At 68.8% G+C, this 25390-nt stretch carries 23 protein-coding genes; 18 read left to right on the plus strand and 5 right to left on the minus strand.

Translation table 11 applies throughout. The annotated features are described in order from the left end of the window. Positions 1-65: 65 nt before the first annotated feature. The 4 genes from PHA29_RS07265 to PHA29_RS07280 form a co-directional block, all read right to left on the minus strand. Positions 66-725, minus strand: a complete 660-nt coding sequence (locus tag PHA29_RS07265; RefSeq protein WP_270405028.1) for a potassium channel family protein — start codon at positions 723-725, stop codon at positions 66-68. A 9-nt stretch (positions 726-734) separates the two neighbouring features. Then, positions 735-1388, minus strand: a complete 654-nt coding sequence (locus PHA29_RS07270) for a potassium channel family protein (RefSeq protein WP_270405027.1) — start codon at positions 1386-1388, stop codon at positions 735-737. Positions 1389-1470: 82 nt separating this feature from the next. Further along, complete coding sequence (locus tag PHA29_RS07275; protein ID WP_270848918.1) at positions 1471-4389, minus strand: cation-translocating P-type ATPase; 2919 nt, start codon at positions 4387-4389, stop codon at positions 1471-1473. Positions 4390-4727: 338 nt separating this feature from the next. Further along, on the minus strand, positions 4728-5180 hold the full coding sequence (locus PHA29_RS07280) for a zinc ribbon domain-containing protein (RefSeq protein ID WP_270405025.1): 453 nt from the start codon (positions 5178-5180) through the stop codon (positions 4728-4730). A gap of 371 nt (positions 5181-5551) precedes the next feature. Between PHA29_RS07280 and PHA29_RS07285 the strand changes: the two genes are divergently transcribed. The 9 genes from PHA29_RS07285 (at position 5552) to PHA29_RS07325 (ending at position 13074) form a co-directional block, all read left to right on the plus strand. After that, the gene (locus PHA29_RS07285; protein ID WP_270405024.1) at positions 5552-6358 is read left to right on the plus strand and encodes a YebC/PmpR family DNA-binding transcriptional regulator; all 807 of its coding nucleotides are present in this window, start codon (positions 5552-5554) and stop codon (positions 6356-6358) included. 181 nt (positions 6359-6539) lie between these two features. Further along, a complete protein-coding gene (locus PHA29_RS07290) occupies positions 6540-7073 on the plus strand; it encodes a hypothetical protein (RefSeq protein WP_270848919.1) in 534 nt (177 codons plus the stop codon). A 1-nt stretch (position 7074) separates the two neighbouring features. After that, positions 7075-7446 carry a DUF2273 domain-containing protein gene (locus tag PHA29_RS07295; protein WP_270405022.1) on the plus strand — a complete coding sequence of 124 codons (372 nt, stop codon included), beginning with the start codon at positions 7075-7077 and terminating at the stop codon, positions 7444-7446. A gap of 68 nt (positions 7447-7514) precedes the next feature. Then, the gene (locus PHA29_RS07300; RefSeq protein ID WP_270405021.1) at positions 7515-8027 is read left to right on the plus strand and encodes an Asp23/Gls24 family envelope stress response protein; all 513 of its coding nucleotides are present in this window, start codon (positions 7515-7517) and stop codon (positions 8025-8027) included. A 528-nt stretch (positions 8028-8555) separates the two neighbouring features. Further along, complete coding sequence (locus tag PHA29_RS07305) at positions 8556-9284, plus strand: methionine ABC transporter ATP-binding protein (protein ID WP_270575390.1); 729 nt, start codon at positions 8556-8558, stop codon at positions 9282-9284. Continuing rightward, entirely contained in the window at positions 9277-9942 is a 666-nt protein-coding gene (locus PHA29_RS07310) for a methionine ABC transporter permease (RefSeq protein WP_270848923.1), read from the plus strand. Before PHA29_RS07305 ends, PHA29_RS07310 begins: the two co-directional genes overlap by 8 nt. 108 nt (positions 9943-10050) lie before the next feature. Then, positions 10051-10911, plus strand: a complete 861-nt coding sequence (locus PHA29_RS07315) for a MetQ/NlpA family ABC transporter substrate-binding protein (protein ID WP_270405018.1) — start codon at positions 10051-10053, stop codon at positions 10909-10911. A gap of 391 nt (positions 10912-11302) precedes the next feature. Then, positions 11303-12520 carry a DUF4013 domain-containing protein gene (locus PHA29_RS07320; RefSeq protein ID WP_270405017.1) on the plus strand — a complete coding sequence of 406 codons (1218 nt, stop codon included), beginning with the start codon at positions 11303-11305 and terminating at the stop codon, positions 12518-12520. A 71-nt stretch (positions 12521-12591) separates the two neighbouring features. Next, positions 12592-13074 carry a zinc ribbon domain-containing protein gene (locus PHA29_RS07325; protein ID WP_270848925.1) on the plus strand — a complete coding sequence of 161 codons (483 nt, stop codon included), beginning with the start codon at positions 12592-12594 and terminating at the stop codon, positions 13072-13074. A 124-nt stretch (positions 13075-13198) separates the two neighbouring features. On the opposite strand, the gene PHA29_RS07330 is transcribed toward PHA29_RS07325, so the two are convergent. Beyond that, complete coding sequence (locus tag PHA29_RS07330; RefSeq protein WP_270574435.1) at positions 13199-14431, minus strand: amidohydrolase; 1233 nt, start codon at positions 14429-14431, stop codon at positions 13199-13201. Between the two features lie 263 nt (positions 14432-14694). On the opposite strand from PHA29_RS07330, the gene groES reads away from it, so the two are divergent. The 9 genes from groES (at position 14695) to PHA29_RS07375 (ending at position 25298) form a co-directional block, all read left to right on the plus strand. After that, positions 14695-14982, plus strand: coding sequence for a co-chaperone GroES (groES, locus tag PHA29_RS07335; RefSeq protein WP_270405014.1), 288 nt, complete (start codon positions 14695-14697; stop codon positions 14980-14982). Positions 14983-15032: 50 nt separating this feature from the next. Beyond that, positions 15033-16670, plus strand: coding sequence for a chaperonin GroEL (groL, locus tag PHA29_RS07340; protein ID WP_270848926.1), 1638 nt, complete (start codon positions 15033-15035; stop codon positions 16668-16670). Positions 16671-16883: 213 nt separating this feature from the next. After that, on the plus strand, positions 16884-17945 hold the full coding sequence (locus PHA29_RS07345; RefSeq protein ID WP_270405012.1) for a YitT family protein: 1062 nt from the start codon (positions 16884-16886) through the stop codon (positions 17943-17945). Positions 17946-18250: 305 nt separating this feature from the next. After that, positions 18251-19516, plus strand: a complete 1266-nt coding sequence (locus PHA29_RS07350) for a 4Fe-4S binding protein (protein ID WP_270405011.1) — start codon at positions 18251-18253, stop codon at positions 19514-19516. A gap of 315 nt (positions 19517-19831) precedes the next feature. Further along, the gene (locus tag PHA29_RS07355) at positions 19832-21157 is read left to right on the plus strand and encodes a family 4 glycosyl hydrolase (RefSeq protein WP_270848927.1); all 1326 of its coding nucleotides are present in this window, start codon (positions 19832-19834) and stop codon (positions 21155-21157) included. 16 nt (positions 21158-21173) lie between these two features. Then, positions 21174-22742 carry a PTS transporter subunit EIIC gene (locus tag PHA29_RS07360; protein ID WP_270848928.1) on the plus strand — a complete coding sequence of 523 codons (1569 nt, stop codon included), beginning with the start codon at positions 21174-21176 and terminating at the stop codon, positions 22740-22742. Positions 22743-22813: 71 nt separating this feature from the next. Next, positions 22814-23665: a MurR/RpiR family transcriptional regulator gene (locus tag PHA29_RS07365; protein WP_270848931.1), complete on the plus strand. Its 852-nt coding sequence runs from the start codon at positions 22814-22816 to the stop codon at positions 23663-23665. A gap of 99 nt (positions 23666-23764) precedes the next feature. Beyond that, positions 23765-24841 carry a redox-regulated ATPase YchF gene (gene ychF / locus PHA29_RS07370; RefSeq protein ID WP_270848929.1) on the plus strand — a complete coding sequence of 359 codons (1077 nt, stop codon included), beginning with the start codon at positions 23765-23767 and terminating at the stop codon, positions 24839-24841. Between the two features lie 55 nt (positions 24842-24896). Beyond that, the gene (locus PHA29_RS07375; RefSeq protein ID WP_270405006.1) at positions 24897-25298 is read left to right on the plus strand and encodes a DUF1648 domain-containing protein; all 402 of its coding nucleotides are present in this window, start codon (positions 24897-24899) and stop codon (positions 25296-25298) included. The last annotated feature ends 92 nt before the right edge of the window (positions 25299-25390 follow it).

The raw sequence follows: 25390 nt of genomic DNA on the forward strand, positions 1-25390 counted from the left end.
GGGGCGGGCTGCCGCGGCGCGGGCGGCGCGGCCGACGGTGCGCCGGCCGCGCCTGAGCCGTGCCGTTACGCGAACAGCCTCCGGATGCCCTCGCGGCCCTCGCGGCTGCAGAACAGGACCGCCTCGTCGCCCGCGTTCAGGACGGTCCTGCCGTTGGGCACGGTGAGGCTTCCGGCGCGGTCGACCGCCACCACGATGGTGTTCTCGGGGAACCCGATGTCGGACAGGGCCATGCCCTCGACCCGTGAGCCCGTGTTCACCGTCGCCTGCACGATGCTGTGCTCGTCGCGCCCGAGCCTCATGAGGGTGAGCATGTCGCGCAGGTTCATGCCCTCCCGCGCGAACCGCGCGATGATATCGGCCTGGTTCACGCCCACGTCCACGCCGTTGGCGGGTGTGAACATCCAGGCGTTCGCGGGGTTGTTCACGCGCGCTATGACGCGCGGCACCGCGAACTCCATCTTGGCGAGCATGGCGATGACGAGGTTCACCTCGTCGGCGCCGGTGACCGCGGCGAGGGCGTCCGCCATGTGGACGCCGGCCCGCTCGAGCGAGCGGGGGTCCGAGGCGCTCGCCTCCACGACCGCGCAGTCCGGGCACGCGCGGCGCAGGCGCTCCACGGCCCGCGGGTCGCTCTCGATGACGGTGACCGACTCCCCGTCGGCGCACAGCTGGGATGCGAGATGGGCGCCGACTTTGCCGCCGCCCGCGATGATGATCTGCATGTCGACCCCTTACTCCCCGATGCCGAGCATCTGCTTGAACTTGCGGCTCGCCGAGGCGGCGACCGCCGCGTAGACGATGTCCCCGTCGGCCAGGACCGTCCCCTGCGTGGGGATGAAGGTCTCGTTGCCGCGGGAGACGCTCACGATCTGGACCTCGCCCAGCGCGGTGAGCTCGCGCACGGTCGAGCCCGCCAGGAGCGCCGGCACGTCGGCGCGCACGATGCGCACCTCGCCCGCGCCCACCTCGTACACGCCGTCGAGCTGCTGGAAGGTCAGCAGCTCGCAGACGCGCGAGATGCCCCAGGCGCTGGGGGAGATGGTCTGGATGTCGAGCCTGCGGTAGGTCTCGGCCAGCGACAGGTCGTGCAGGCGCGCGACGACGCGGGGCACGCGGAAGGTGCTGCGCGCCACGTGCGCGACCACGATGTTCGCCTCGTCGGAGCCCATGCAGGACACGAGGGCGCTCGCCCGATCGATCCCGGCCTCCTCCAAGACGTCCCGGTCGAACCCGACGCCGCAGACGCGCCTCCCGTCGAAACCGGCGCCGAGCGCGTCGAGCGCGGACCGGTCGCGGTCGACGGCGCAGACGTCGAAGCCCTGACGGGAGAGGCGCCGCACCAGCCCGGCGCCCATGAAACCGACTCCCACTACGATCACATTCATCGTCCATCATCCTTACGAATACCGGAACCGAAACCGACCGCCCGACGCCCGCGGACCGCGCCGCGCCGGGCCCTTCGCCCGCTCATCGGGCGCTCCCGCCGTCGCGCCGGCGTGCCGCGCGGCGCCTGAGCCACGCCTTGCGCGCCTCCTCGATCGCGATGACGACCGGCGGGATGCAGCAGAGGAACACGTAGTCCTGCCAGCCGAGCGGGACGGTGTGGAACACGCCCTGGAGCGGCGGGAACACGGTGAGGAACACGATCAGCGCGACCTCGAACACGATGCCGACCACGATCTGGCGGTTGGAGAGCAGGCCGATCTTGAACACCGACGTCCTCTCGGTCCTGCAGTTCATGACCTGTCCGATCTGGGCGAACACGATGCCGGCGAGCGTCATGGTCGTGGCCTGGACGTAGACCGGGTCGCCCTCGCCGGCCAGCGGCACCGCGGGCCAGCCGTTCAGCAGGTTGACGAGGAAGTAGCCGACCATGGCCGCGGCGGAGCCCATGAGGCCGTACCACAGGAACGCCTTCACGAGCACGCGGCGGTTGAGCAGGCGCTCGTTCGGGTCGCGCGGGGGCTGGTCCATGACGGTGGCCTCGGGCGGCTCGGTGCCCAGCCCCAGCGCCGGCAGCATGTCGGTGCCCAGGTCGATGGTGAGGATCTGCATGGTGGTGAGCGGCAGCGGCACGGCGCCGCCGGAGAGCAGGTAGACGGCGTTGGGCACGGCCTCGGGCGCGTTGGAGTTCAGGATGTACAGGAGGAACTTGCGGATGTTGCTGTACACCGCGCGCCCCTCCTCGATGGCGGCCACGATCGAGGCGAAGTTGTCGTCGGTCAGGATCATGTCCGCGGCCTCCTTGGCCACATCCGTGCCGGCGACGCCCATCGCCACGCCGATGTCCGCCTTCTTGAGCGCCGGCGCGTCGTTCACGCCGTCGCCCGTCACCGCGACGATCTCGCCCATCTCCTGCAGGGCGCTCACCACGCGGAGCTTCTGCTCGGGGGCCATGCGGGCGAACACCACCTGGCCGGACAGCTTGGCCCTCAGCTCCTCGTCGCCCATCTTCGAGAGCTCGAAGCCCGAGATGACGGACAGGTCGTCGCCCTCGACGATGCCGATGCGCCGGGCGATGCTCGCGGCGGTGAGGCCGTAGTCGCCCGTGATCATGACGATGCGGATGCCGGCGCGGCGGCACTCCGCCACGGCGGCGGCGACCTCAGGACGCGGCGGGTCCATCATGGCCTCGAGGCCCACGAAGGTGAGATGGCGCTCGATGACGTCGGGGGTGTAGGCGCTCAGGGACGCCGGCACCCCCTCGCCGGCGGCGTCCGCGCCGAGGGCGCGGTAGGCCACGGCGAGCACGCGCAGGCCGTCGGCCGCGTAGGCGTCGTTGGCCGCCATGATGCGCTCGCGCATCCCGTCGGTCATGGGCACGACGCGCCCGCCGACGCGGACCCTGTCCGCCAGGCGGACGACCTCGTTGGGGGCGCCCTTGGTGAAGGCGACGCGCATCGCCCCGTCGACGGGCTCCTCGAGGGCGTGGACGGTCGTCATGCGCTTGCGGCGGCTCTCGAAGGGCAGCTCCTTCACGCGCGGCATGCGGCGCTCGAGCTCGGCGGGGTCGATGCCGCCCTTCTGGGCGGACACGATGAGGCAGGCCTCGGTGGGGTCGCCGTAGACCTCGTAGCGCCGCCCCTCCTCCTCGGGGGCGCGCAGGCGCGCGTTGCCGCACAGCAGCCCGCCTTCCAGCAGCAGCTCGAGGTCGGGGTCGTCCACGGCGCGGTACGCGGCGCCCTCGGACTCGATGCGGCCCTCGGGCGCGTAGCCCACGCCGGTGACCCCGTATTCGCGCGACGCCGTCCACAGGTGGTTGACGGTCATCTCGTTCTGGGTGAGCGTGCCGGTCTTATCGGTGCAGATGACGCTCGTGGAGCCGAGGGCCTCCACGGAGTCCAGCTTCTTCACAAGGGCGTTGCGGCGGCTCATGCGCTGCACCGCCATGGCGAGCGACAGGGTGACCGTGGGCAGCAGGCCCTCGGGGATGAAGGCGACCACCATGCCCAGCGCGAAGATGAAGGACTGCGCGAAGGGCTCGTGCACCACGAACAGGCTGAGGGAGAAGAAGGCGAGCCCCATGCACATGGCGAAGACGGTGACCTGCTTGGTGAGGCGGTCGAGGTCGCGCTGGAGCGGGCTGCGGACCTCCTCCATGTTCTGCGTGAGGTTCGCGATCTTGCCGAACTCGGTGGCCATGCCGATGCGCAAGACGGCCGCGCGCCCGTTGCCCTCCGACACGCTCGTGCCCGCGAAGACCAGGTTGGGGATCTCGGCGGGGGTGAGCCCGTCCTCGGGGACGGCGTCGGAGGTCTTGCGCGAGGGGTTCGACTCGCCGTTCAGCGTGGATTGGTTCACCTGCAGGTCGGAGCTCGCGATGACGCGGGCGTCGGCCGAGATCCTGTCGCCCTCCGCGAGGAGCATGATGTCGCCCGGGACCAGGTCCTCGGCGAGCACCTTCTGCTCCCTTCCCCCGCGGATCACGTTGGCGTAGGCGGGCAGCATCTTCTTCAGGGCCTCCGTCGCCTGGCTGGCGCGGTGCTCCTGCCAGAAGCTGAAGACTCCGTTGATGATGTTGACGAGCCAGACGGCGCAGCCCAGCTCGGGCAGCCCCGCGACGAACGCGATGGCGCCCGCCACCCACAGCAGGATGGCCATGAGATGGGTGAAGTTGGACAGGAAGGCCAGCACGGGCGAGCGCTTCCGGGCGGATTCGATCAGGTTCTTCCCGTAGCGCCGCTGGCGCTCGGCGGCCTCCTTGTCGGTCAGGCCGCCCGGACCGGTCCCGAGCAGCGCGAGCGCCGCGTCCGCCGTGGTCCTGCGTATGTTGTCCGGAAGATCGCCGGATTCGCCCCCGGCCGGGCCCGAAGCGACCTGCCGTAAGTGCGGGTCCAGGCCGTCTGCTGCCGCTTTCTGCGGCGACGCGGTGTTCTGCGTTCCCATGATTCTCATCCTTCCCGTTGCCGGGGCGGCGCCCCGACGAGAACAACAAGCGAACTTGGGCCGCGGCGGTTCGCGCGCACCCCCGCGGATTAGCACGGCATCATAGTCATGCGCCCCGCGCAGCGCAAGACTTTTTTCGAAGAAGTTCGCAGCAGGCGGGAAGAGGGGGTCAGATGATAGGGCGTACCAGCGGATACCAGTGGAAAAACGGGTGCGCGGCGCCGGCTCGGGCCGGCGCCGCGCACCCGTTCGGATCGCGGTGGGAGGGCTGCTCGCCCCGTGCGGGCGGGCCGTGCGCCGTATCGGGCGGCACGGGGCCGCCGGCACGGGGCAGAGGGCTAGGCGTCCTTGGTGGAGACGAGCAGCAGGATGCCGCCGATCAGGTTGCAGAAGATGAGCGTGCACACGCCGAAGGCGACCGTGTTGTTCTTGCGGCCCTTGTAGATGCCCCAGGTGTGCACGGTCATGGGGATGAGCCAGGCGAGCGGGATGACGGCCCAGCAGAAGACCACGCACGAGACGATGCCGAGGATGAAGGCGATGAGGCGCAGCGTCTGGTCGGTGGACGACATCGTCTGGACGCCTGCCGCCGGGTAGACGACGGGCGCGTTCTGGACGGGCTGCGCCTGGTAGGTGTAGGAGGGCGCGGGCGTCGGGGTCTGGGGCGCGGGGGCGGGCTGTGCCGCGGGCTGGGCCGCGGGCTGGGCCGGGGCGGCTTCGAGCGGCGAGCCGCATCCCGCGCAGAACTTGGCGCCTTCGGGGTTTTGCTTGCCGCAGACCGAGCAGAACATGGCAGCATCCTTTCACGAGGGGGGTCCCGTCCGCGCGCATGCGGCGGGTCCGGGTCCTTACGCTTTCGTAAGGTTCCTACAAGCCTAGCACGTGCGGGCGCCCCCGTGTTCCTCGCGGCCGCTGTTGCGCAACCGCCCGCCTCGCCGCCCATCGCGACACGGGGCCGCCCTAGCCGTCGCGATGGCGGCGGTGGCTGCCCTGCCTGCCGCCACCGCCCGCCGCCACCTGCCTTCATGCGGCGAATGTGCTGCCCCCGCCGGTGCTGTACTTGACGGGCGGTTCGGTATATCATTCGTTACCGTATGTTTCTATAGGTCGGGGCGCGCCGCCGCCGCGCGGTCCGGCTCGCGCAATCGATAAGGAGTCTCGCATGTCCGGACACTCTAAGTGGGCCACAACCAAGCATCGCAAGGGCGCGCAGGACGCCAAGCGCTCCGCGCTGTTCTCCAAGCTGTCCCGCAACATCACCGTCGCCGCCCGCCTGGGCAACGACCCGAACCCGGACAACAACGCCAGCCTGGCCGCCGCCGTCGCCAAGGCCAAGGCGCAGTCCATGCCCAAGGACAAGATCAAGAGCGCCATCGACAAGGCCTTCGGCGCCGGTGCCGACGCCGCCGTCTACGAGAACATCGTCTACGAGGGCTACGGCCCCGCGGGCGTGGCGGTCTACGTCGAGTGCCTGACCGATAACCGCAACCGCACCGCCGCCGACGTCCGCTCCGCCTTCAGCCACGCGGGCGGCAACCTCGGCACCTCCGGCTCCGTCGCGTTCCAGTTCGAGCGCAAGGGCCAGGTCGTCGTCGCCAAGGAGATCGTGGACACCGAGTCCAAGAAGGAGGCCATGAAGGCCAACGGCGCCGCGGGCGACGAGGAGGAGTTCATGATGGCCGTCGCCGAGGCCGGCGGCGAGGACTACGAGGACGCCGGCGAGGAGTGGGTCGTGTGGACCAACCCCGGCGACCTCATGGCCGTCTCCAAGGGCCTCGAGGAGCAGGGCATCGAGGTCAAGGGCTCCGAGCTCACCATGGTGCCCACCACCCCGACCGACGTCGCCCCCGCGGACGCCAAGAAGGTCCAGCGCCTCATCGACCGTCTCGAGGAGCTCGACGACGTCCAGGACGTCTACCACACCATGAACATGACCGACGAGGTCATCGCCGCCCTCGAGGAGGAGTAGCGCAGGCGCGGTCCGAGGACCGTGTCCCGATGCCGTGTACGCCGGGTCCGCGAGCGCTCGCGGGCCCGGCTTTTCCCGTATGATAGGGGTTCGGACCGCAAGCCGGCGGCCCGCCGGGGTATACGTATCCCATGCGCCGGGCATCCGGCGGATGCCGCGATGATGGGCGAAAGGAGTGCGCATGCGCGCGATCAGGAAAATCCTCGCCTCGCTGTTCCTGGTGGCGGGGGCGCTCGTCGCGCTGTACGCGTCCCTGCGCCTGGCGGGCGTCGACACCGCCCGCGCCGACGCGCTGCTCGAGACCGACGCCGGCCGCATCGCCGCCTGGGCCTGCCTGGGTATCACCGCGCTCGGCGTGCTCGCCTGCTCGCTCTCCGCGCTGCTCGAGCGCCCCGAGCCGGCCGCCGTGCACCCCCAGGGGGACCCGGGCATCGAGGTCACCCTGAGCGCCGTCGTATCGTGCGCGCGGGCCGCCGCGGCCGATGCGGACGCGCTCGTCGAGCAGGTCGAGGGGCGCATCTGCGGGCGCGACCGCGACGAGGTGCGCCTCACGGTGGAGGCCATCGCCCTGGTGGGCGAGGGTCTCGACGAGATCGCCTCGCGCATGCGGCAGCGCGTGGAGGACGCCTGCAGCCGCATGCTGGGCATCCCGGGGGTCCGCGTGCGCATCCGCTTCCTTCCGAGCAAGACCGTGACCGTGACCAAGGAGGTCTAGCGTGAGCGATTCCGATTCCAGCGCCGCCCGCAGGCAGCAGGTCCCCAAGCTGTCCATCGAGCAGGGCCCCGCGCCCGAGGAGCACGCGGACGAGGTCCGGGAGGACCCCGCGCGCCCCGCGATCGGCGCGGAGGCCGTCGGCTTCATCAAGGGGCTCGGCTCCTCGGCGTGGGCCTACGCCCAGTCGCATCGCTACACGGTGCTCTACGGGTTCGTCGGCTTCGTGCTCGCCGCGCTCATCCTCGTCATCGGCCTGTGGGCGACGATCGTGATCGCCGTGTTCACGGGCGTGGGGGCGGTGCTGGGCCAGATCCGCGACGGGGACAACGGCATCGTCAACTTCTTCCGGAGGCTGTTCGGCGGCAAGCGCTGACGCGGCGCCCGGAGCGGGACGCAACGAGGACGCGCCGCCTGCCGGCGCGGTCGAGAAAGGGGTTTTCCATGACCGATGAGCTGAAGATCGAGGTCGCCGAGGACGAGGTCGCGCCCGTGACCGACGAGGCGGCGGATGCTCCGGAGCCTGCCGACGAGGGGCTGTCGGAGGACGTCGACGACGAGGCGGACGACGAGCTCGATTCCGAGGACTCGCTCACCTACTCCAACGGCGTGATCGAGAAGATCGTCGCCATCGCCACGCGCGAGGCCGCCCACGTGCTCGGCATGAAGGGCAACCTCATGCACTTCGTGCAGGAGACCCTCGGCGCGGAGAACCTCACGAAGGGCGTCTCCGTCGAGGTGACCGACGACAACCGCGTGATCGTGAACATCTCGGTCATCATCGAGTACGGCGCCTACGCCCCGGCGATCTTCGAGGACGTCAAGGGGCGCGTGACCGAGCGTCTGGAGTCGATGACCGGGCTCGAGGTCGCGGGCATCAACCTGCGTATCGAGGACGTCATGACGCGCGAGGAGTACGCGGCGAGCCACAAGCACGCCCAGGAGGCCGCCGAGTAGGCGCGCAGCTGGGAAAATGGGAAAATAGGGACAGGTGATTATTTCCCAGGACTGGGAAATAATCACCTGTCCCTATTTTCCCATTTTCCCAGTCCGCGCGTTCCGGCGCGACGACGCCCGAAACGGCTCCGGTCATCAACTTGTAACAACTTGCGCGCGCCCCTGCTCCCTGCTAGGCTAGACCACATGTTTACGACTGCTGCACATATCACGATGATGATGGTCATGGAGATGCCCTCGCCCGGGCACTTTGCCATGCCGCTGGACTTCGGCGCGCATGGGGAGACCGGGCGCCTTCACTAGGACGTCCCCGGCGGGGGACGTCCCGCCTTCTTCCGACAACCACCGTCATCGAGTGGAGCTTTCCCTGTGATCAGCATCCAACACGTCTGCAAAACCTACGACGTCCCCAAGAAGGGGCCGCGCCGCCCCCGCCGCGCCGTGCTCGACGCCGCGGCGCCGGCATCCGCGCAGAGCGCGAGCCCGGTCCCGGCGGCGGCAGCCGCCACCGCGGCGACCGCCGAGGCGATCGCCGCCGCAAGCGGTCCGGACGGCACGGTCCGGGCGCTGGACGACATCTGCCTCGAGATCGCCGACGGGGACATCTTCGGCATCATCGGCATGAGCGGCGCTGGCAAGTCGACGCTCGTGCGCACCATCAACCTGCTCGAGCGCCCCACATCCGGCTCCATCGTGGTCGACGGCGTCGACGTCACCGGCCTGACCGGCGCGCAGCTGCGCGAATACCGCCGCCGCGTGGCCATGATCTTCCAGAACTTCGGCCTGCTCGCCCAGAAGACGGTGCTCGACAACGTCTGCTTCCCGTTCCTCGCGGCCGCGGGGAAGGTCACCGACGCCGACCGCGAGCGGGCGCTGTCGCTGCTCGAGCGCGTGGGCTTGCGCGAGAAGGCATCCTCCTATCCCTCGCAGCTCTCCGGCGGCCAGCAGCAGCGCGTGGCCATCGCCCGCGCGCTCGCGTGCGACCCGGAGGTCATCCTGTGCGATGAGGCGACGAGCGCGCTCGACCCCAAGAGCACGAACACCATCCTGAAGCTGCTCCGGGACATCAACCGCGAGACGGGCGTCACGCTCGTGGTCATCACCCATTCCATGGATGTGGTCGAGAAGATCTGCAGGAACGTGGCCGTGCTCGAGGCGGGCCGCGTGGTCGAGCAGGGATCGGTCGAGCAGGTGTTCGCCGACCCGCGCGCCGATGCGACGCGCGTCCTGCTGGGAAAGGTGGAATGGGATGCTTAACGACTTCATCGCCGAGTACGGGCTGCTGCTCGCCCAGGGCACCCTCGACACCTTCCTCATGCTGCTCATCTCCTGCGCGATCGCCTACGTCATCGGCATCGCGCTCGGGGTGGTCCTGCACCTCACCGCCCCCGGCGGCCTGAGGCCCCGCCCCGTGCTCTCCGCCGTCCTCGGCTGGGTGGTGAACATCGGCCGCTCGCTGCCCTTCATCATCCTGCTCGTCCTGCTGATCCCCGTGACCCGCACGATCGCGGGGACCACCACGGGCGTGCGCGGCGTGATCGTGCCGCTCGTGATCTCGACGGCGCCCTTCGTCGCCCGCATGATCGAGCAGTCGCTCGCCGAGGTCCCGCGCGACGCCGTGGAGGCCGCCGAGGCGTGCGGCGCGAGCGTGCCGCGCATCGTGTTCTCCGCGCTGCTGCCCGAGGCCCTGCCCTCCATCGTGCGCGGCGTCGCGGTGACGCTGATCGCGGTGCTCGGCTACACGGCCATCGCCGGTGCAGTGGGCGCGGGCGGCCTGGGCGATATCGCCATCCGCTACGGGTACTACCGCTATGAGAGCGAGCTCATGATCATCACGGTGATCCTGCTGGTCATCGTGGTCCAGTTGATCCAGAGCGTCTGCGACCTGATCGCCCGCAGGGTCGATCACCGCTGACGCGCCCCGGTGCCGCGCGCACCGGGTCCGGCCCGCCCCCGTCCGGGGGAGGGCATCCGCATCGCCCCGCCGCGGGGCGCAGATTCGATTACGAGACGAGGTCTTACCATGAACGACATCATCATCTCCCGCCGCACCGCCCTGAAGACCGCCTTCGCCGGCCTCGGCGCCGCCGCGCTCGGCGGCATCGCCGGCTGCGGTTCGGACGGCGCCTCCGGTTCGGACGGCTCCGCGTCCGCCACGCTCACCGTCGCCGCATCCCCCTCGCCCCACGCCGAGATCCTGAACGACTTCGCCGCCCCGCGCCTGGCCGATCAGGGCATCGAGCTGGTGGTCAAGGAGTACACCGACTACATCATCCCCAACCAGGTGACCTCCTCCGGCGAGGTGGACGCCAACTACTTCCAGCACATCAACTACCTCAACAACTACAACGAGGAGAACGGCACCGACCTGGTGAACGCGGGCTCCATCCACTTCGAGCCCATGGGCGTGTTCGCCGGCAAGTCCGACGACATCGAGGCGGTGGCCGACGGCGCCAAGATCTCCGTGCCCAACGACCCCACCAACGAGGGCCGCGCCCTGCTGCTGCTGCAGGACCTGGGCCTGATCACGCTGTCCGAGGACGCCGGCATCACGGCCACCAAGAACGACATCGTCGACAACCCCAAGAACCTCGACATCGTGGAGCAGGAGGCGGCGATGCTGCCGAGCACCCTGGCCGACTCCGATTTCGCCGTCATCAACGGCAACTACGCCATCGACGCCGGCCTGTCGCTGAAGGACGCCGTCGCCTCGGAGGATCCGCAGTCCGACGTCATCCAGCAGGAGTACGCTAACATCATCTGCACCTCCGCCGACAAGGCCGATGACGAGCGCATCGCCGCCCTCGTCGATGTGCTCACCACCGACGAGTTCCGCACCTACCTGGACGAGACCTTCGACGGCTCGGTCCTCCCGGCGTTCTAAGGCGCACCGGCGCACGGGGTCGCGCCCGCGCCGCGGGCTTCCCCGGCCCGCGGCCCATCAGATACCCGACCGCTCGCGGCCCGTCCCCATCGGGGCGGGCCGCGGCCGTCTGCGGGGCGGGCTCCCGCCGGGGGAGCGGAGCGTCCGCGAGATCGCGGGCATGCGGGGGAAGCGCCGCCCCGTCCCGGGTCGGCGCCGCCCTTCCCGCGTCCTGCCGGCGCGGGGTTGCGCAACGCCCGCGATGCGGAAATCCGGTATGGTGTATGCGGTGCCGCGAGCATGACCGTTGCGTTTCCGGACCTTGCGACGCCGGACGCGCCGGGACGGCGCGGCTACAATATCGGAACGGATCTTGCGGGGGCGCATCCCCGCATGGAAGATGGGAGAGCGCATGTTCTGCAACAAATGCGGCGCGCAGATGGGCGATGCCGACCGGTTCTGCCCCGCCTGCGGCGCACCGAACCCCAAGATGGCCCAGGCGCAGCCGGGGCCCGCGGTCCCGCCTGCCCAGGCGACGTCCGTCCCGGGTCCCCAGCAGGTCCCGGGTCCCCAGCAGGCCCCGGGTGCGGCTTGGAACCCCGGCCCCGCGCCTCAGCCGCCCGTGATCCCCGGGTACTACCCCAAGGGATGCCTGTCCCAGGCGTTCGAGGACATCACCAAGGTCCCCGGCGTCATGAAGCGCATCGTGCAGATCGCCCTTCTGCCCGCGGCCATCGCGTTCGTCTCCCTGCTGGCGCTCGTGATCCCGGTGATCGGCTGGATCGCCTGCCCGATCGGCCTGCTGCTCTCGTGGTGCGCGGGCATCTGCTGCAACGGGTACGCCATCGAGTGGGGGCGCGAGCTGTCGCGCGGACGCGGCTTCGATGCGAGCGGCTCCATCCTGCGCTCCTCGCTGTTCTCGCTCGGCTTCTTCAGCAGCTCGCTGTCGAGCCTGCTGAGCCTCCTCGCGTTCGTCCCCATGATCGTCGGCTGGTTCATCCTCGTGTTCGGCAGCATCGGCATCGCCGCGGCCAGGTACTCCATCGGGATGTCCGGCCTCGAGGGGCTGCTCGTGCTTCTGGTGATGGGCCTGTACGCGGTGTCCGGCGTGGCGAGCATCTTCCTCTCCATGTTCTCCGACGCCTCCGTCATGCACCTCGCCGTGACCGGGCGCGTGGAGAGCGGCTTCGCGCTCGGACGGGTGTGGAAGACCTTCAAGAGCCAGCTCGGCAAGCTGTTCTGCGCCTCGGTGCTCCCCGGCCTGATCGCCGGCGCGGTGCTGGCCGTCGCGATCACGGTGCTCGTGTTCATCCTGCTCGCGGTCATCGCCTCGTCGGTGAGCAGCATGGGCTACGGGTACTCCTACTCCTACTCCTACTCGTACAACCCGATCCAGGCGATTGTGTCCGGCGGGTTCGTCACCCTGCTGATCATCGGCCTGATCGCCTTCGCCGCGTCGTTCGTCGGCGCGTTCGTGAGCGTGCTCAAGTACCGCGCGGTGGGCTACTGGGCGCAGCGCTACGCGCCTGAGTGGACCCACGAGGGGGATGCCGACTACACCTTCCGGCTGCCCGTCGGCCACGGTCCCGCGTCCGCGTCGGGCTCCGTCCCGGGCGGTCCGGTCCAGTAAGGATGCACCCGGCGCCCGCCCGCCGCGCCCTCGCGCGCCGCGGGCGGGCGCCCTCGTCTGAGGAGGACGCCATGTTCTGTCCCTCGTGCGGATCCCAGCTTGCCGACGGGTCCGCGTTCTGCCCGTCCTGCGGCACGCCCCTGCCCGGCTCGGCCCCCGCTTCGACGCAGCCCGGTTCCGCCCCCGTGCCGCCCGCCGGCGCGTACGCGCAGCAGCCCGGGTCCGGTGGCTACCAGCAGCCGGGAGCCTACCAGCAGCCCGGTGCCTACCAGCAGCCGGCTGCGTACGGTCAGACGGTCGTGAACGTGGCGGCGCCGCAGTCCAACGGGATGGGCACCGCGGGGTTCGTCCTCGCGCTCATCGGCCTGTTCTTCAGCTGGGTCCCCCTGGTGGGTCAGGCGGTGTGGCTCGTCGGCCTGATCCTGTCGCTGGTGGGCCTGGGCCGCGAGCCGCGCGGGCTCGCCATCGCCGGGACCATCACCTCCCTCATCGGCCTCATCCTCTTCATCGGGCTGATGGGCTGCGTGGGCATCGCCGCGCTCGGCACCCTGTAGGGACCGCCCCCGTCAGGGGCGTCGCCGTGCCCGGCCCCGCCGGGGGAGGGCTTTCCCGGCGAGCCGCCTGCGAGGGCCGCCCGCGCCCGCAGGCGGCCCCGTCCGATCGATCGAGCCTGCCTGCCTATTCCGCGAGGAAATCCGCCGCGTACTGGGCGGCGAGCATGCTCCCCTTGACGAGGACGGACTCGTCGATGCGGTAGTAGCAGGAGTGCTGGGCCCAGGTCGCGCCGATCTCGGGGTTGCGCGTGCCCAGGAAGACGAGCGCGCCCGGCACCGCGCGCAGGATCTCCGAGAAATCCTCGCCCGACATGGTCCCGCGATAGCTCCCCTGCGCCTCGGGGCCGAGCACGCGCTCCACGGCGCGGCGTGCCCGCTCGCTCGCGCGCGGGTCGTTCACCACCGCGTGGTGGGCGACGGTGTACTCGGTGAGGCGCGCCTCGGCGCCCAGGGCCTCCGCGGTGCGCGTGCAGATGCGCTCGATGAGGGCGGGCATGCGGTCGTGCACCGCCTCGCTGTAGGTGCGCACCGTCCCGGTCAGGTAGGCGCTCCCGGCGATGACGTTGCGCGCGGTCCCCCCGTGCAGCTCCCCGACGGTCACCACGGCCGGCTCGAACGGGTCGAGGTCGCGCGAGACCACGGTCTGCAGCGCGTTGACGATCTCCGCCGCGGCGATGATGGCGTCCGCGCCGCGCTGGGGCATGGCGCCGTGGCAGGAGGTGCCCTCGACGTCGATGCGGAACCAATCCGTGCTCGCCATGCGCGGCCCGGGCTCGCACGAGACGGTCCCGGCGTCGACCTCGCTCCAGATGTGCATGGCGAACGCGCCGTCGACCCCCTCGGTCACCCCGGCGTCGATCGCCATCCACGCGCCGCGGCCGTTCTCCTCCGATGCCTGGAACAGCGCGCGGACCTCGCCGTGCAGCTCGTCGGTCATGCCCGCGAGGATCCGCAGGGCTCCGAGGAGCATGGCGATGTGGCAGTCGTGGCCGCACGCGTGCATGCGGCCCTCCTCTTCGCTCGCGTAGGGCTCCCCGGTGCGCTCGGTGACGGGCAGGCCGTCGATGTCGGCGCGCAGCAGGATGCGCCGTCGCGGGGTCCCGTCGGGCGCGTAGGCGTCGGGTGCGGTGCCGGCGAGCGTGGCGACGAGCCCGGTGGGGAGGGGCCGCTCGTAGGGGATGCCGAGCGCGTCGAGCTCGGCGGCGATGTCGGCGGTGGTGCGGACCTCCTCGAGGCTCAGCTCGGGATGGCGGTGGAAATGCCGCCGCCGGTCGATGACCCAGGGCTCGATGCGCGCCCCCTCCTCGCGGATGGCGCGGGCGATCTCCTCGGGCGTACGGGCGGCCTGTGGATCCATGGGACCCCTCCTTCTTCGATCGTGGCGCTTCCAGTATAGGCCGGGGACGCCGATGGGGGCGGAATCGCCATCGGAGCCGGGGCGGCGGCGCGCGCGCTCGCGCCCCATCCTTCGCGAGCACTGAAGAAATCTAAGTGCCGGGAATTGAGATTTTTTGACTTCGCGTTGTATAAGTCGGGTCAGGTGGGTATTATTCTTGCCGTACGTAATGGTAAGGCCGGCCGGGGCAGCGCGTTCCGCCGGCGCAAAAGGAGGAATCCAGCATGAGTCTCAAGCCGCTTGGAGATCGCGTCCTGATCAAGCCCGATGCAGCCGAGCAGAAGACCGCCTCTGGCCTGTACATCGCCAGCAACGCCCAGGAGAAGCCGCAGCGCGGCGAGGTCGTCGCCGTGGGCGCCGGCAAGCTGAACGACAAGGGCGAGCGCATCGCCATCGACGTCAAGGTCGGCGACCACGTCATCTACGGCAAGTTCGGCGGCAACGAGGTCAAGGTCGACGGCGAGGACTACCTGCTCATGCGCGCCGACGACATCTACGCCATCGTCGAGTAGCTTCCCGCTGCAGCACACTTCGTCGAATCATCGCTTTGGAGGAATAGAACATGGCCAAGAACATCACGTTCGATACCGACGCGCGCGCCAAGCTCGCGAAGGGCGTCAACACCCTGGCTGACGCCGTCACCGTCACCATGGGCCCCAAGGGCCGCTACGTGGCCCTGCAGCGCTCCTACGGCGCCCCCACGATCACCAACGACGGCGTCTCCGTCGCCAAGGAGATCGAGCTCGAGGACAACATCGAGAACATGGGCGCCCAGCTGGTGAAGGAGGTCGCCACCAAGACCAACGACACCGTGGGTGACGGCACCACCACCGCGACCCTGCTCGCCCAGGCCATCGTGAACGACGGCCTGCGCAACGTGGCCGCCGGCGCCAACCCGCTGGCCATCCGCCGCGGCATCGACAAGGCCGTCAACGCCGTCGTCGCCGAGATGAAGAACCAGGCCCAGCCCGTCGAGACCAAGGAGCAGATCGCCTCGGTCGGCACCATCTCCGCGGGCGACCCCAACGTCGGCGCCAAGATCGCCGACGCCATGGACGTCGTGGGCAAGGACGGCGTCATCACCGTCGAGGACGGCCAGACCTTCGACATCACCATCGACACCGTCGAGGGCATGCAGTTCGACAAGGGCTACGTCTCCGCGTACTTCGTGACCGACAACGACCGCATGGAGTGCACGCTCAAGGACCCCTACATCCTCATCACCGATCAGAAGATCTCCAACGTCCAGGACATCATGCCCGTGCTCGAGGCCGTGTCCCGCGCCGGCAAGAGCCTGCTGATCATCGCCGAGGACATCGACGGCGAGGCCCTGCCGACCCTCGTGCTCAACAAGATCCGCGGCGCCCTCAACGTCTGCGCCGTCAAGGCCCCGGGCTACGGCGACCGCCGCAAGCGCATGCTCGAGGACATCGCCTGCCTGACCGGCGGCCAGGCCGCGCTCGATGAGCTCGGCATCAAGATCGCCGACATCACCGCCGACATGCTCGGCACCGCCAAGACCGTCACCGTGTCCAAGGACAACACCACCATCGTGGGCGGCGCCGGCACCAAGGAGGCCATCGCCAACCGCGTGGCGCAGATCAAGGGCGAGCTGGAGCACACCGACTCCGACTTCGACCGCGAGAAGCTCCAGGAGCGCCTGGCCAAGCTCTCCGGCGGCGTGGCGGTCATCAAGGTGGGCGCTGCCACCGAGACCGAGCTCAAGGAGATCAAGCACCGCGTCGAGGACGCCCTGCAGGCGACCCGCGCGGCCGTCGAGGAGGGCATCGTCGCCGGCGGCGGCGTGGCCTTCATGGACGCCTCCTCCGCGCTCGACTCCATCGAGCTCGACGACCCCGAGGAGAAGATCGGCGTCGACATCATCAAGAAGGCGCTGACCGCCCCGGTGGCCACCATCGCCAAGAACGCCGGCTTCGAGGGCGCCGTCGTGGTCGACAAGGTCGCGGCCATGCCCGCCGGCGAGGGCCTGAACTCCGCCACCGGCGAGTGGGGCAACATGATCGCCATGGGCGTGCTCGACCCGGTCAAGGTCACCCGCACCACCCTGCAGAACGCCGCCTCCGTGGCGAGCCTGATCCTCATCACCGAGGCCACCGTCACCGACGTGCCGAAGAACACGCAGCTCGAGGACGCCATCGCGGCCGCGACCGCCGGCGCTCAGGGCGGCGGCATGTACTAAGCCGTATCGGCTCAGCTGCTTTCGCCGCAAGGCCCCGGGGTTTCCCCGGGGCCTTTTTCGTACCGAGCGCCCGCGACCGGCGCGGAGGAGATCCGCCGGGCGCGGGAACGTAAAGGTCCCGCCCGCTCGCGCGTTTTGTCGGCGGGCGCGTCCGCAGGCGGTGTTACCATGCCCCTTGCGCATCGCTGGCAGCGGAAGGAAAGGCGTTCGGAGATGGCCGAGGATCGCGACAAGTCCAAGGACGAGGGCACCTACGTACGGGACGCCCAGGCGCGAGCCCAGATGAAGGAGCGGCTGCGCGAGCGGGAGCGCGAGCGCGCCCGCGAGCACGCCGACGAGCGCGGGCACCGCCGCATCGGCAGCGCGCCGGTCGCGGCCGTCGACGTCCAGACCGAGCTCGAGCGCCTGAAAAACCTCAAGCGCCGCGCGATCGTCCGGCGCGTCATCACCCTGTGCTTCGTGGTGGCCTCGGCGTTCCTGCAGGCGTTCGCCATCCAGGTGTTCGTGCAGCCCGCGGGCCTGCTCTCGAGCGGGTTCACCGGCCTCGCCATCCTCATCGACCGCGTCACCTCGCTGTTCGGCTTCAGCTTCCCCACCTTCGTGGGCATGGTGGTGCTGAACGTCCCGGTCGCCATCATCTGCTGGAACAGCATCTCCAAGCGCTTCGTGGTCTTCTCGATGATCCAGGTGTTCCTCTCCTCGTTCTTCCTGAGCCAGATGCGCTTCGCGCCGATGCTGCGCGAGCCGGTGCTCCTCGTGGTGTTCGGCGGGTTCATCTACGGCCTCGCGATCGCCATCGCCCTGCGCGGCGGGGCGTCGACGGCGGGCACCGACTTCATCTCGCTCATGGTGTCCAACAAGACCGGCAAATCCATCTGGGGCCTCATCTTCGCGGGGAACTGCGTGGTGCTCGTGATCTTCGGCGCCCTGTTCGGGTGGACGGCGGCGGCGTTCTCCATCATCTTCCAGTTCATCTCCACCAAGACCATCGAGACCTTCTACCACCGCTACGACCGCATGACCATGGTGATCACCACCAAGAAGCCCGATGAGGTGCTCGAGGCCTATCACGACGCCTTCAAGCACGGCTCGTCGTGCTACGAGGCGATCGGCGGGTACAGCCGCAAGACCTACTGGCGGATCGAGACGGTCGTGTCGTCCTACGAGGTGGGCGATATCGTGGCGCTCGTCCGCGCCCACGACGACCACGCGGTCATCAACGTCTTCCGCTCCGAGGGCTTCTTCGGCCGCTTCTACCGCGGGCCGGTGGATTAGGCCCCGCCGGGCCCCTGCCCACGTCTCGACGAGCGGGGGGCGTCCGACGGCGCATGGGCGTGGCGGAGGCACCGGAGCGAAAACGGCGGAAGCGTCGGGGGCGTCTGACGGCGCATGGGGCGCGGGCCGCGGCGTCTTGCCGCGGGCGCCTTCCGCCTCGGTGCCGCCCCGCCCCTCGGCCTGTCGCCGCGTGTGCGCATAGGCGGGTTTCGCGCCCCGTCGCCCGACGGCGGGCGGGGTCACGCTACAATGATGCAGTTGCACGTCCGGGCCTCCGGGCCCGTGCCGTATGGAGGGGTGTTCGCATGGCGCAGCAGCACGATCTGTTCGATGACATCATCGACATCAGCAAGGGCCTGGGCGCCCTGAAGGATCCGTTCTCCGGCGTGACCGACGCGCTGCTCGGCACGGAGGGGGAGGGCGTCCCGCAGTGGAACCCGGCCGACTACAAGGAGAAGCCGCGCGCCAACTCCATCCCGTGCCTCGTGTGCAACTTCGAGAAGAGCTCCTGCACCGCCTGCCGCGACGCCTGCCCGGTGAACGCCATCGACATCGAGGAGTACGCCATCGAGATCGGCGACGTGTGCCGCAAGTGCGGCCTGTGCGTGGCCGCGTGCCCCACCGAGGCGCTCGTCTCCCCGCGCATCGCCCCCAAGAAGCTCTACGACGCGATCGCCGGCGCCGCCGCCGCGTACGAGACGGCGTACGTCACCTGCACGCGCGCCCTGCGCCGCATCCCCCGCGAGAACGAGGTCGTCGTTGCCTGCATCGGCGACGTCACGCCCGAGGTGTGGTTCTCCGTCATGGCCGATTACCCCAACGTGAGCGTCTACCTGCCGCTCGATATCTGCGAGAACTGCAAGAACACCACCGGCGAGGAGGCGCTCGGCAACGCGATCGCCACCGCCGAGGAGTGGGTCGGGGCCGGCATGGGTCTCGAGGTCGAGGCGCGCAACCTCACCTGCGTGAAGCGCCGCGAGTACGAGCGCAAGGAGTTCATGGACAACATCATGAAGACCACCGGCCTCGCGGTGAGCAAGCTCAACCCCGCCACGGCCGCGGTCGCATCCGTTACCCAGCGCCTGCGCGACCACTCCAAGAAGATCTCCGCGCTCGAGAAGACGCTCAAGGCGGCGTGCGGGACCACGACGAGCAAGCGCCGGCGCATCCTCACGCAGGGGCGCCAGCTCATGCTCTCCACGCTCCAGAGCTACCCCGACCTCGCCGAGAACATCCGGGTGAGCACCCCCGAGTGCGATTTCTCCAAGTGCACGGCCTGCGGCGACTGCGTGCGCCTGTGCCCCACCCATGCCACCGACCTCAAGGGGGCGGGGCGCTTCAGCGTCGAACCCGCCTACTGCGTGGGCTGCGGCCTGTGCGTCGAGGCGTGCGAGGAGCATGCGCTCACCATGGTCGAGCATGACGCGCGCGACCTCGTGGTGCCCGATGAGGACGCCGAGCGCCGCGCCGCGGATGCCGCGAAAGCGAAGCTCGACATGGAGAAGACCAAGGCGGAGGCGAAGAAGACCCTGAACAAGGTCCTCGACGGCGTGGAGAAGCTGGCGGAGTAGGGGCGTCTCGCCCGGGCGCCGGGCCGGGTTCCGGCGGGTGCCGCATCCGATCGGCCTGCAGGGGCCGCCGCGTCCACCGGGGCGGCCCGGCTGCGTATCCTGCGCCGTACGGCGGCGGTCCATTCCAAGGTCGTTCGATCCCGTTCACGTCATCCGTCTGAAACAGGAACCATAAATGGTCAACTATATCATCAGAAAGATGTACTGCGGCCTCCATATGCGGTTTTCCGCAATGTGAAAATCGATAGAAGCGCTTTCCAGCGCATCTTAGTCTGTGGTTATCGGCTCTCCTACGATGAAAGAAGAGGGGTAATCATGGAAAAGAAAGCCGTTGTGATCGCAGGTGCCGGGAGTACGCACACTCCCGGCATCATCCAGAGCCTGCTGCAGAAGAAGCAGGAGCTCCCGCTGCGGAAGCTCGCGCTCTACGACATCGATGAGCAGCGCATGAACCTCGTGTACGACATCATGCGCCAGTTCATCGAGCAGGAGGCGCCCGACCTGGACGTCGTCGTGACGACCGATCCGGAGACGGCGTTCACCGACGTGGACTTCGTGTTCGCGCAGATTCGCCAGGGCGGTCTGGCGATGCGCTCGAGCGATGAGAAGATCCCGCTGAAGTACGGCTGCGTCGGTCAGGAGACCTGCGGCGCCGGCGGCTCCATCTCCTACGGCATCCGCTCGATCCCCGGCGTGTTCGGCATCGTCGAGGCTGCGAAGAAGTACTCGCCGAACTGCTGGATCCTGAACTACTCCAACCCTGCCGCCGTGGTCGCGGAGGCGACGCGCCGCGAGTTCGGCAACGAGCGCATCCTGAACATCTGCGACATGCCGACCGCGATCCTGCTGTCGTACTCCAAGATGCTCAACCTGCCCAGCTGGCGCGACCTCGACCCGTGCTACTTCGGTCTCAACCATTTCGGCTGGTTCACCGAGGTCTATGACAAGCAGGGCGTCGACCGCCTGCCCGAGCTGCGCGAGATGATCCTCAACCGGGGCATGGCCGTCAGCGACAGGCACCACAAGGACCCGGATTGGATGCACACCTGGGCGCAGTACGTCGAGATCGTCAAGGACTATCCCGAGTACCTGCCCAACAGCTACCTGCAGTACTACCTGTACTCGCAGGATATGGCAGCCGGTATGGACCCCGAGCACACCCGCGCCGACTCGGTCATCAACGGACGCGAGAAGGAGATGTTCGCCGAGCACCAGGCCTACCTCGCCGACCCCGCGAACTACAAGAGCCCGGTCCAGAGCTTCACGGTCTTCGGGGACTTCATCGTCGACGCCGCCGCCTCGATCGCCTACAACAAGGCGGAGCGCTACCTGGTCATCGTCGAGAACAACGGGGCCATCCCCAACCTGCCTGATGACGCCATGGTCGAGGTCCCCGCCTACGTGCGCTCCTGGGGCCCCGAGCCGGTGCGCCGCGCTCCGATCTCCACGTTCTACAAGGGCCTGATCGAGGAGCAGCTCGCGAGCGAGAAGCTCGCGGTCGACGCGTACTTCGAGCGTTCCTACCAGAAGGCGCTCGAGGCGATCGCCGTCAACAAGACGATCCCGTCCACGACCGTGGCCCGCAAGATCCTCGACGACCTGATCGCCGCCAACGGCGATTACTGGCCCGAGCTTCACTAGAGAGGAGCTGCTACCCATGGGAAGCAAACTCTACAACGGTTTCCAGAAACTCGGTAAGGTCCTGATGGCGCCGGTGCTCCTGCTGCCCATCTCCGGCATCCTGGTGGGTCTGGGTTCCGCGCTGTCCAACGCGAACCTCATGGAGCTCGCGCCCTTCCTGGCCTCCGAGCCCATGGTCATCTTCAGTACGCTGATCAAGGCGGCGGGCAACGTCGTCAACAACCACATCTCCGTGCTGTTCGCCATCTGCGTCGCATACGGCTACGCCCGCGCCGAGAAGGCGACGGCGGCCCTGTCGGGCTTCCTCGGCTACATGACCATGAACACCATCATGGGCCAGCTGCTGATCCTGCTCGGCGTGATCGACCCGGAGAACCTGCTGACCGGCCAGAGCTCGATCCTGGGCGTGGTGACGCTCGATACGGGCGTGTTCGGCGGCATCGCCGTCGGCCTGATCGTGTCGTGGCTGCACAACCGCTACTACAAGATCCAGCTCCCGCCGGTGCTCGGCATCTTCAACGGCACGCGCTTCATCCCCGCGATCACGATCATCGTGGCGAGCCTGCTGGGCTGCGTGCTCTCCGTCCTGTGGCCGCCCGTGCAGAACGCCCTGTCCATGATGTCGACGTTCATCGACTCCACGGGCGTGTTCGGTGCGTTCATCTACGGCCTGTCCGAGCGCCTGCTGCTCCCGTTCGGCCTGCATCACTTCATCTACCTGCCGTTCTTCTTCACGTCACTCGGCGGTACGATGACCGTCGACGGCCAGACCGTCGAGGGCGCCGTCAACATCTACAACGCGATCCTCAACACCCCCGGCATGATGTACGACATCGATGTCAGCAAATACGTCATGAACGGCAAGGTCCTGTTCGCGATGTTCGGCCTGACGGGCGCCGCCCTGGCCATCTGGCGCTCCTCGCTGCCCAAGAACCGCAAGAAGACCGCTTCCCTCATGATCGCCGCGGTCATCCCCGCCGCCTTCATGGGCATCACCGAGCCGCTCGAGTACTCGTTCCTGTTCGTGGCGCCGGTGCTCTTCGTCGTCCATGCGTTCCTGTGCGGACTGGCCTATGTGCTCACCTACCTCGTGCAGTTCAACGTACCCGGACCCTCCGCGTTCGGCGGCCCGTTCCTGTCATGGATCTTCAACGGGATCATGAACGCCGACAAGGGGTCCAACTGGTTCTGGCTCATCCCGCTCGGCGTCGCGTACTTCGGCCTGTACTACGCGCTGTTCCGCGCCTTCATCAAGAAGTTCGACTTCAAGACGCCCGGTCGCGAGGATGACGCCGGCGATGACGCCGCGGACTCCGCGTCCGCGGGCACCTCGCGGACCAACGAGCTCATCCCGCAGATCGTGGAGGCCGTGGGCGGCAAGGACAACATCAAGAGCGTCGACGCCTGCTTCACCCGCTTGCGTCTGAAGCTCAACGACGTGGGCCTCGTCAAGGAGGACCCGTACTTCAAGGAGTCGCTGGGCGCGAGCGCCATCGTGCACGTGGGCGACGGCGTCCAGATCGTCTACGGTAACAAGGCCTCGGTCTACAAGTCCGAGATGAGGGAATACCTCGGTATGGAGTAGGTTTCCGAGAACCGGTCGGGGGCGGCGCTCGCGCCGTCCCCGGCTTCATGCAAGAGGGGGACCACGTGTCGATGTACGAGATCTATTCCAACCTGCGCACCTGCATCGAGGGCATCGGTCAAGCCGGGGGCATGGACTCCCACATCGCCCTGTACGTGCTCGAGCACCATGAGGAGGTCCCGCGAATGGCCATCGGGGACCTCGCGCGGGCATGCAACACCTCGATCGCGACGATATCGCGGTTCTGCCGCCGCGTGAACGGCTCGGATTGGCGTACCTTCAAGGACCAGATGGAGGAGTACGGGGCATGGCTGCGAAGCGACTCGGCCGTCTCGCGCTTCCATGACCGGATCGATATCCCCTGGTACTTCGATACGCTGGAGGCGAGCCTCTATCAGACGCGCCGGCTGCTGACCGACGGGGTCCTGGAGCAGGCGGTCGACTGGCTGTCCGAGGCCGCGAACATCTACATGTACGGCAGCTCGTTCTCCAACATCGCCGCCCGGGAGGCCTGCGAGAAGCTCAACCGGATCAACCGCCTGTGCTTCTCGTTCTCCACGGTGAAGGACCAGCTGGGGTCGCTCGTCCACCTCAAGCCCGATGACCTGGTCGTCTTCATCTCCTTCTCGGGCACCACGGCGCATATCCGGAAGCTCTACCTGCGGGCCAAGATGGTCGGCTGCCGCATCATGTGGATCTCGGACAACCAGGCGCTCGTGCGCGAGGGGTCGAGCCGCGAGATGCTCGTGGCGGTGAGCCCGCTCGCGCTGCACGAGTACCGCACCTCGCTCGTGGAGGGGATCAGCCTTCGCTGCGCCATCGACGCCCTCTACATCAGCTACACCAACCGCCTGCGCTCGGTCCGCCCCGAAACGGGCGACGCGCTGCCCGCGGGCGGCGGGGATGATGGGGGGCTTGGGTGATGCGGCCTCGCGCCGCACGGCTATGGGCTATGATGTTCCCGAAGGCTCTGGCGCCCCGTCGTGTCCGGCGAGGCGCTTTCGTATGAGAGAGGGTACATCGTGGCACTTTCAATCGGTATCGTCGGCCTGCCCAACGTGGGCAAATCGACGCTGTTCACCGCGCTCACCAAGAAGGGCGGCCTGGCCGCCAACTACCCGTTCGCCACGATCGACCCCAACGTGGGCATCGTGGACGTGCCCGACGACCGCCTGGGCAAGCTGGCCGAGATCGTCCATCCCGGGCGCATCGTGCCCGCGACGGTGGAGTTCGTGGACATCGCGGGCCTCGTCAAGGGCGCCAACGAGGGAGAGGGCCTGGGCAACCAGTTCTTGGCCAACATCCGCGAGACCGATGCCATCTGCGAGGTCGTGCGCTACTTCAAGGACCCCAACGTCATGCGCGAGGTCGGCCGCACCGGCGACTTCGTGGACCCGGCCGGTGACGCCGAGACCATCATGACCGAGCTCATCCTCGCCGACATCCAGACGCTCGAGAAGCAGCTTCCCAAGCTCGAGAAGGACGCCAAGCGCGACCATGAGCTCGCCCCGAAGCTCGAGGTCGCCCGCCGCCTGCTCGCCTGGCTGAACGAGGGCAACCGCGCGGCGTCGCTCGACATGACCGACGAGGAGCGCGCCGCCGCCCGCGGGCTCTTCCTGCTGACCATGAAGCCGATCCTGTACGTGGCGAACGTGGACGAGGACATGCTGGGCGAGGACCTCGCGCCCATCGACGGCGTCGCCCCCATCCCCATCTGCGCCAAGGTCGAGGCGGAGCTGTCCGAGCTCGACCCGGAGGAGGCCGCCGAGTACCTGGAGACCCTCGGGCTCGAGCGCCCCGGTCTGGAGGTGCTCGCCCAGGCCGCCTACCGGCTGCTGGGGCTGCAGTCGTTCTTCACCGCCGGCGAGATGGAGGTCAAGGCCTGGACCGTGCGCCAGGGCGCCACGGCCCCGCAGGCGGCGGGCGTGATCCACTCCGACTTCGAGCGCGGCTTCATCAAGGCCGAGGTCGTCGCGTACGACGACTACGTCGAGCTCGGCGGCGAGCAGGGCGCGAAGGCGGCGGGCAAGCTGCGCATGGAGGGCAAGGACTACGTCATGGCCGACGGCGACGTGGTGCACTTCAGGTTCAACGTGTAGACGGAGGCAGGCTCCCGCCGCGCGCGGCGGGACGGGATCGCGCCGGGGAGGCGTCATGTTCAAGAACTTCAGCATGTTCAAATACGGTAGGAAGGCCGGTTGGCTGGGCGTCGCGACCATCGTGCTCGCGCTCATCCCGGTGGTGGTCGCCGTCGTCGTGGTGCCGGGGCTGCCGGAGAGCATGCCCATGCGCTTCGACGCCGCGGGCGAGGTGACCCGCTGGGGGAGCCGCTACGAGCTGCTGGTGCCGCCGGTGATGTCGGTGGCGTTCGGCTTCGGCATCTACGTGCAGACGATGCGCAAGGCGGCGGACCACGCGCGCGACTCCCTGAGCATGGCCCAGGTGACCGCGGAGCGCTTCCTGCGCAGCGGCGTGATCACGACGGCCGTCATCAACGCGGCGAACATCTACATGCTGTACTCCACGATGACGGGGAGCAGCCCGCTGGTGTTCTAGGGAGGCGCCGGCAGCCCCCGGGGGCTCGGGCTGCCGCGGGGCGTCGGGAGGACGGCTGCGCGCCGCCGCGCGGGCGCCCGGCAGGCCGTCGG

Origin of the sequence: Candidatus Collinsella stercoripullorum, assembly GCF_027669965.1 — a bacterium.
Classification (GTDB): domain Bacteria; phylum Actinomycetota; class Coriobacteriia; order Coriobacteriales; family Coriobacteriaceae; genus Collinsella; species Collinsella stercoripullorum.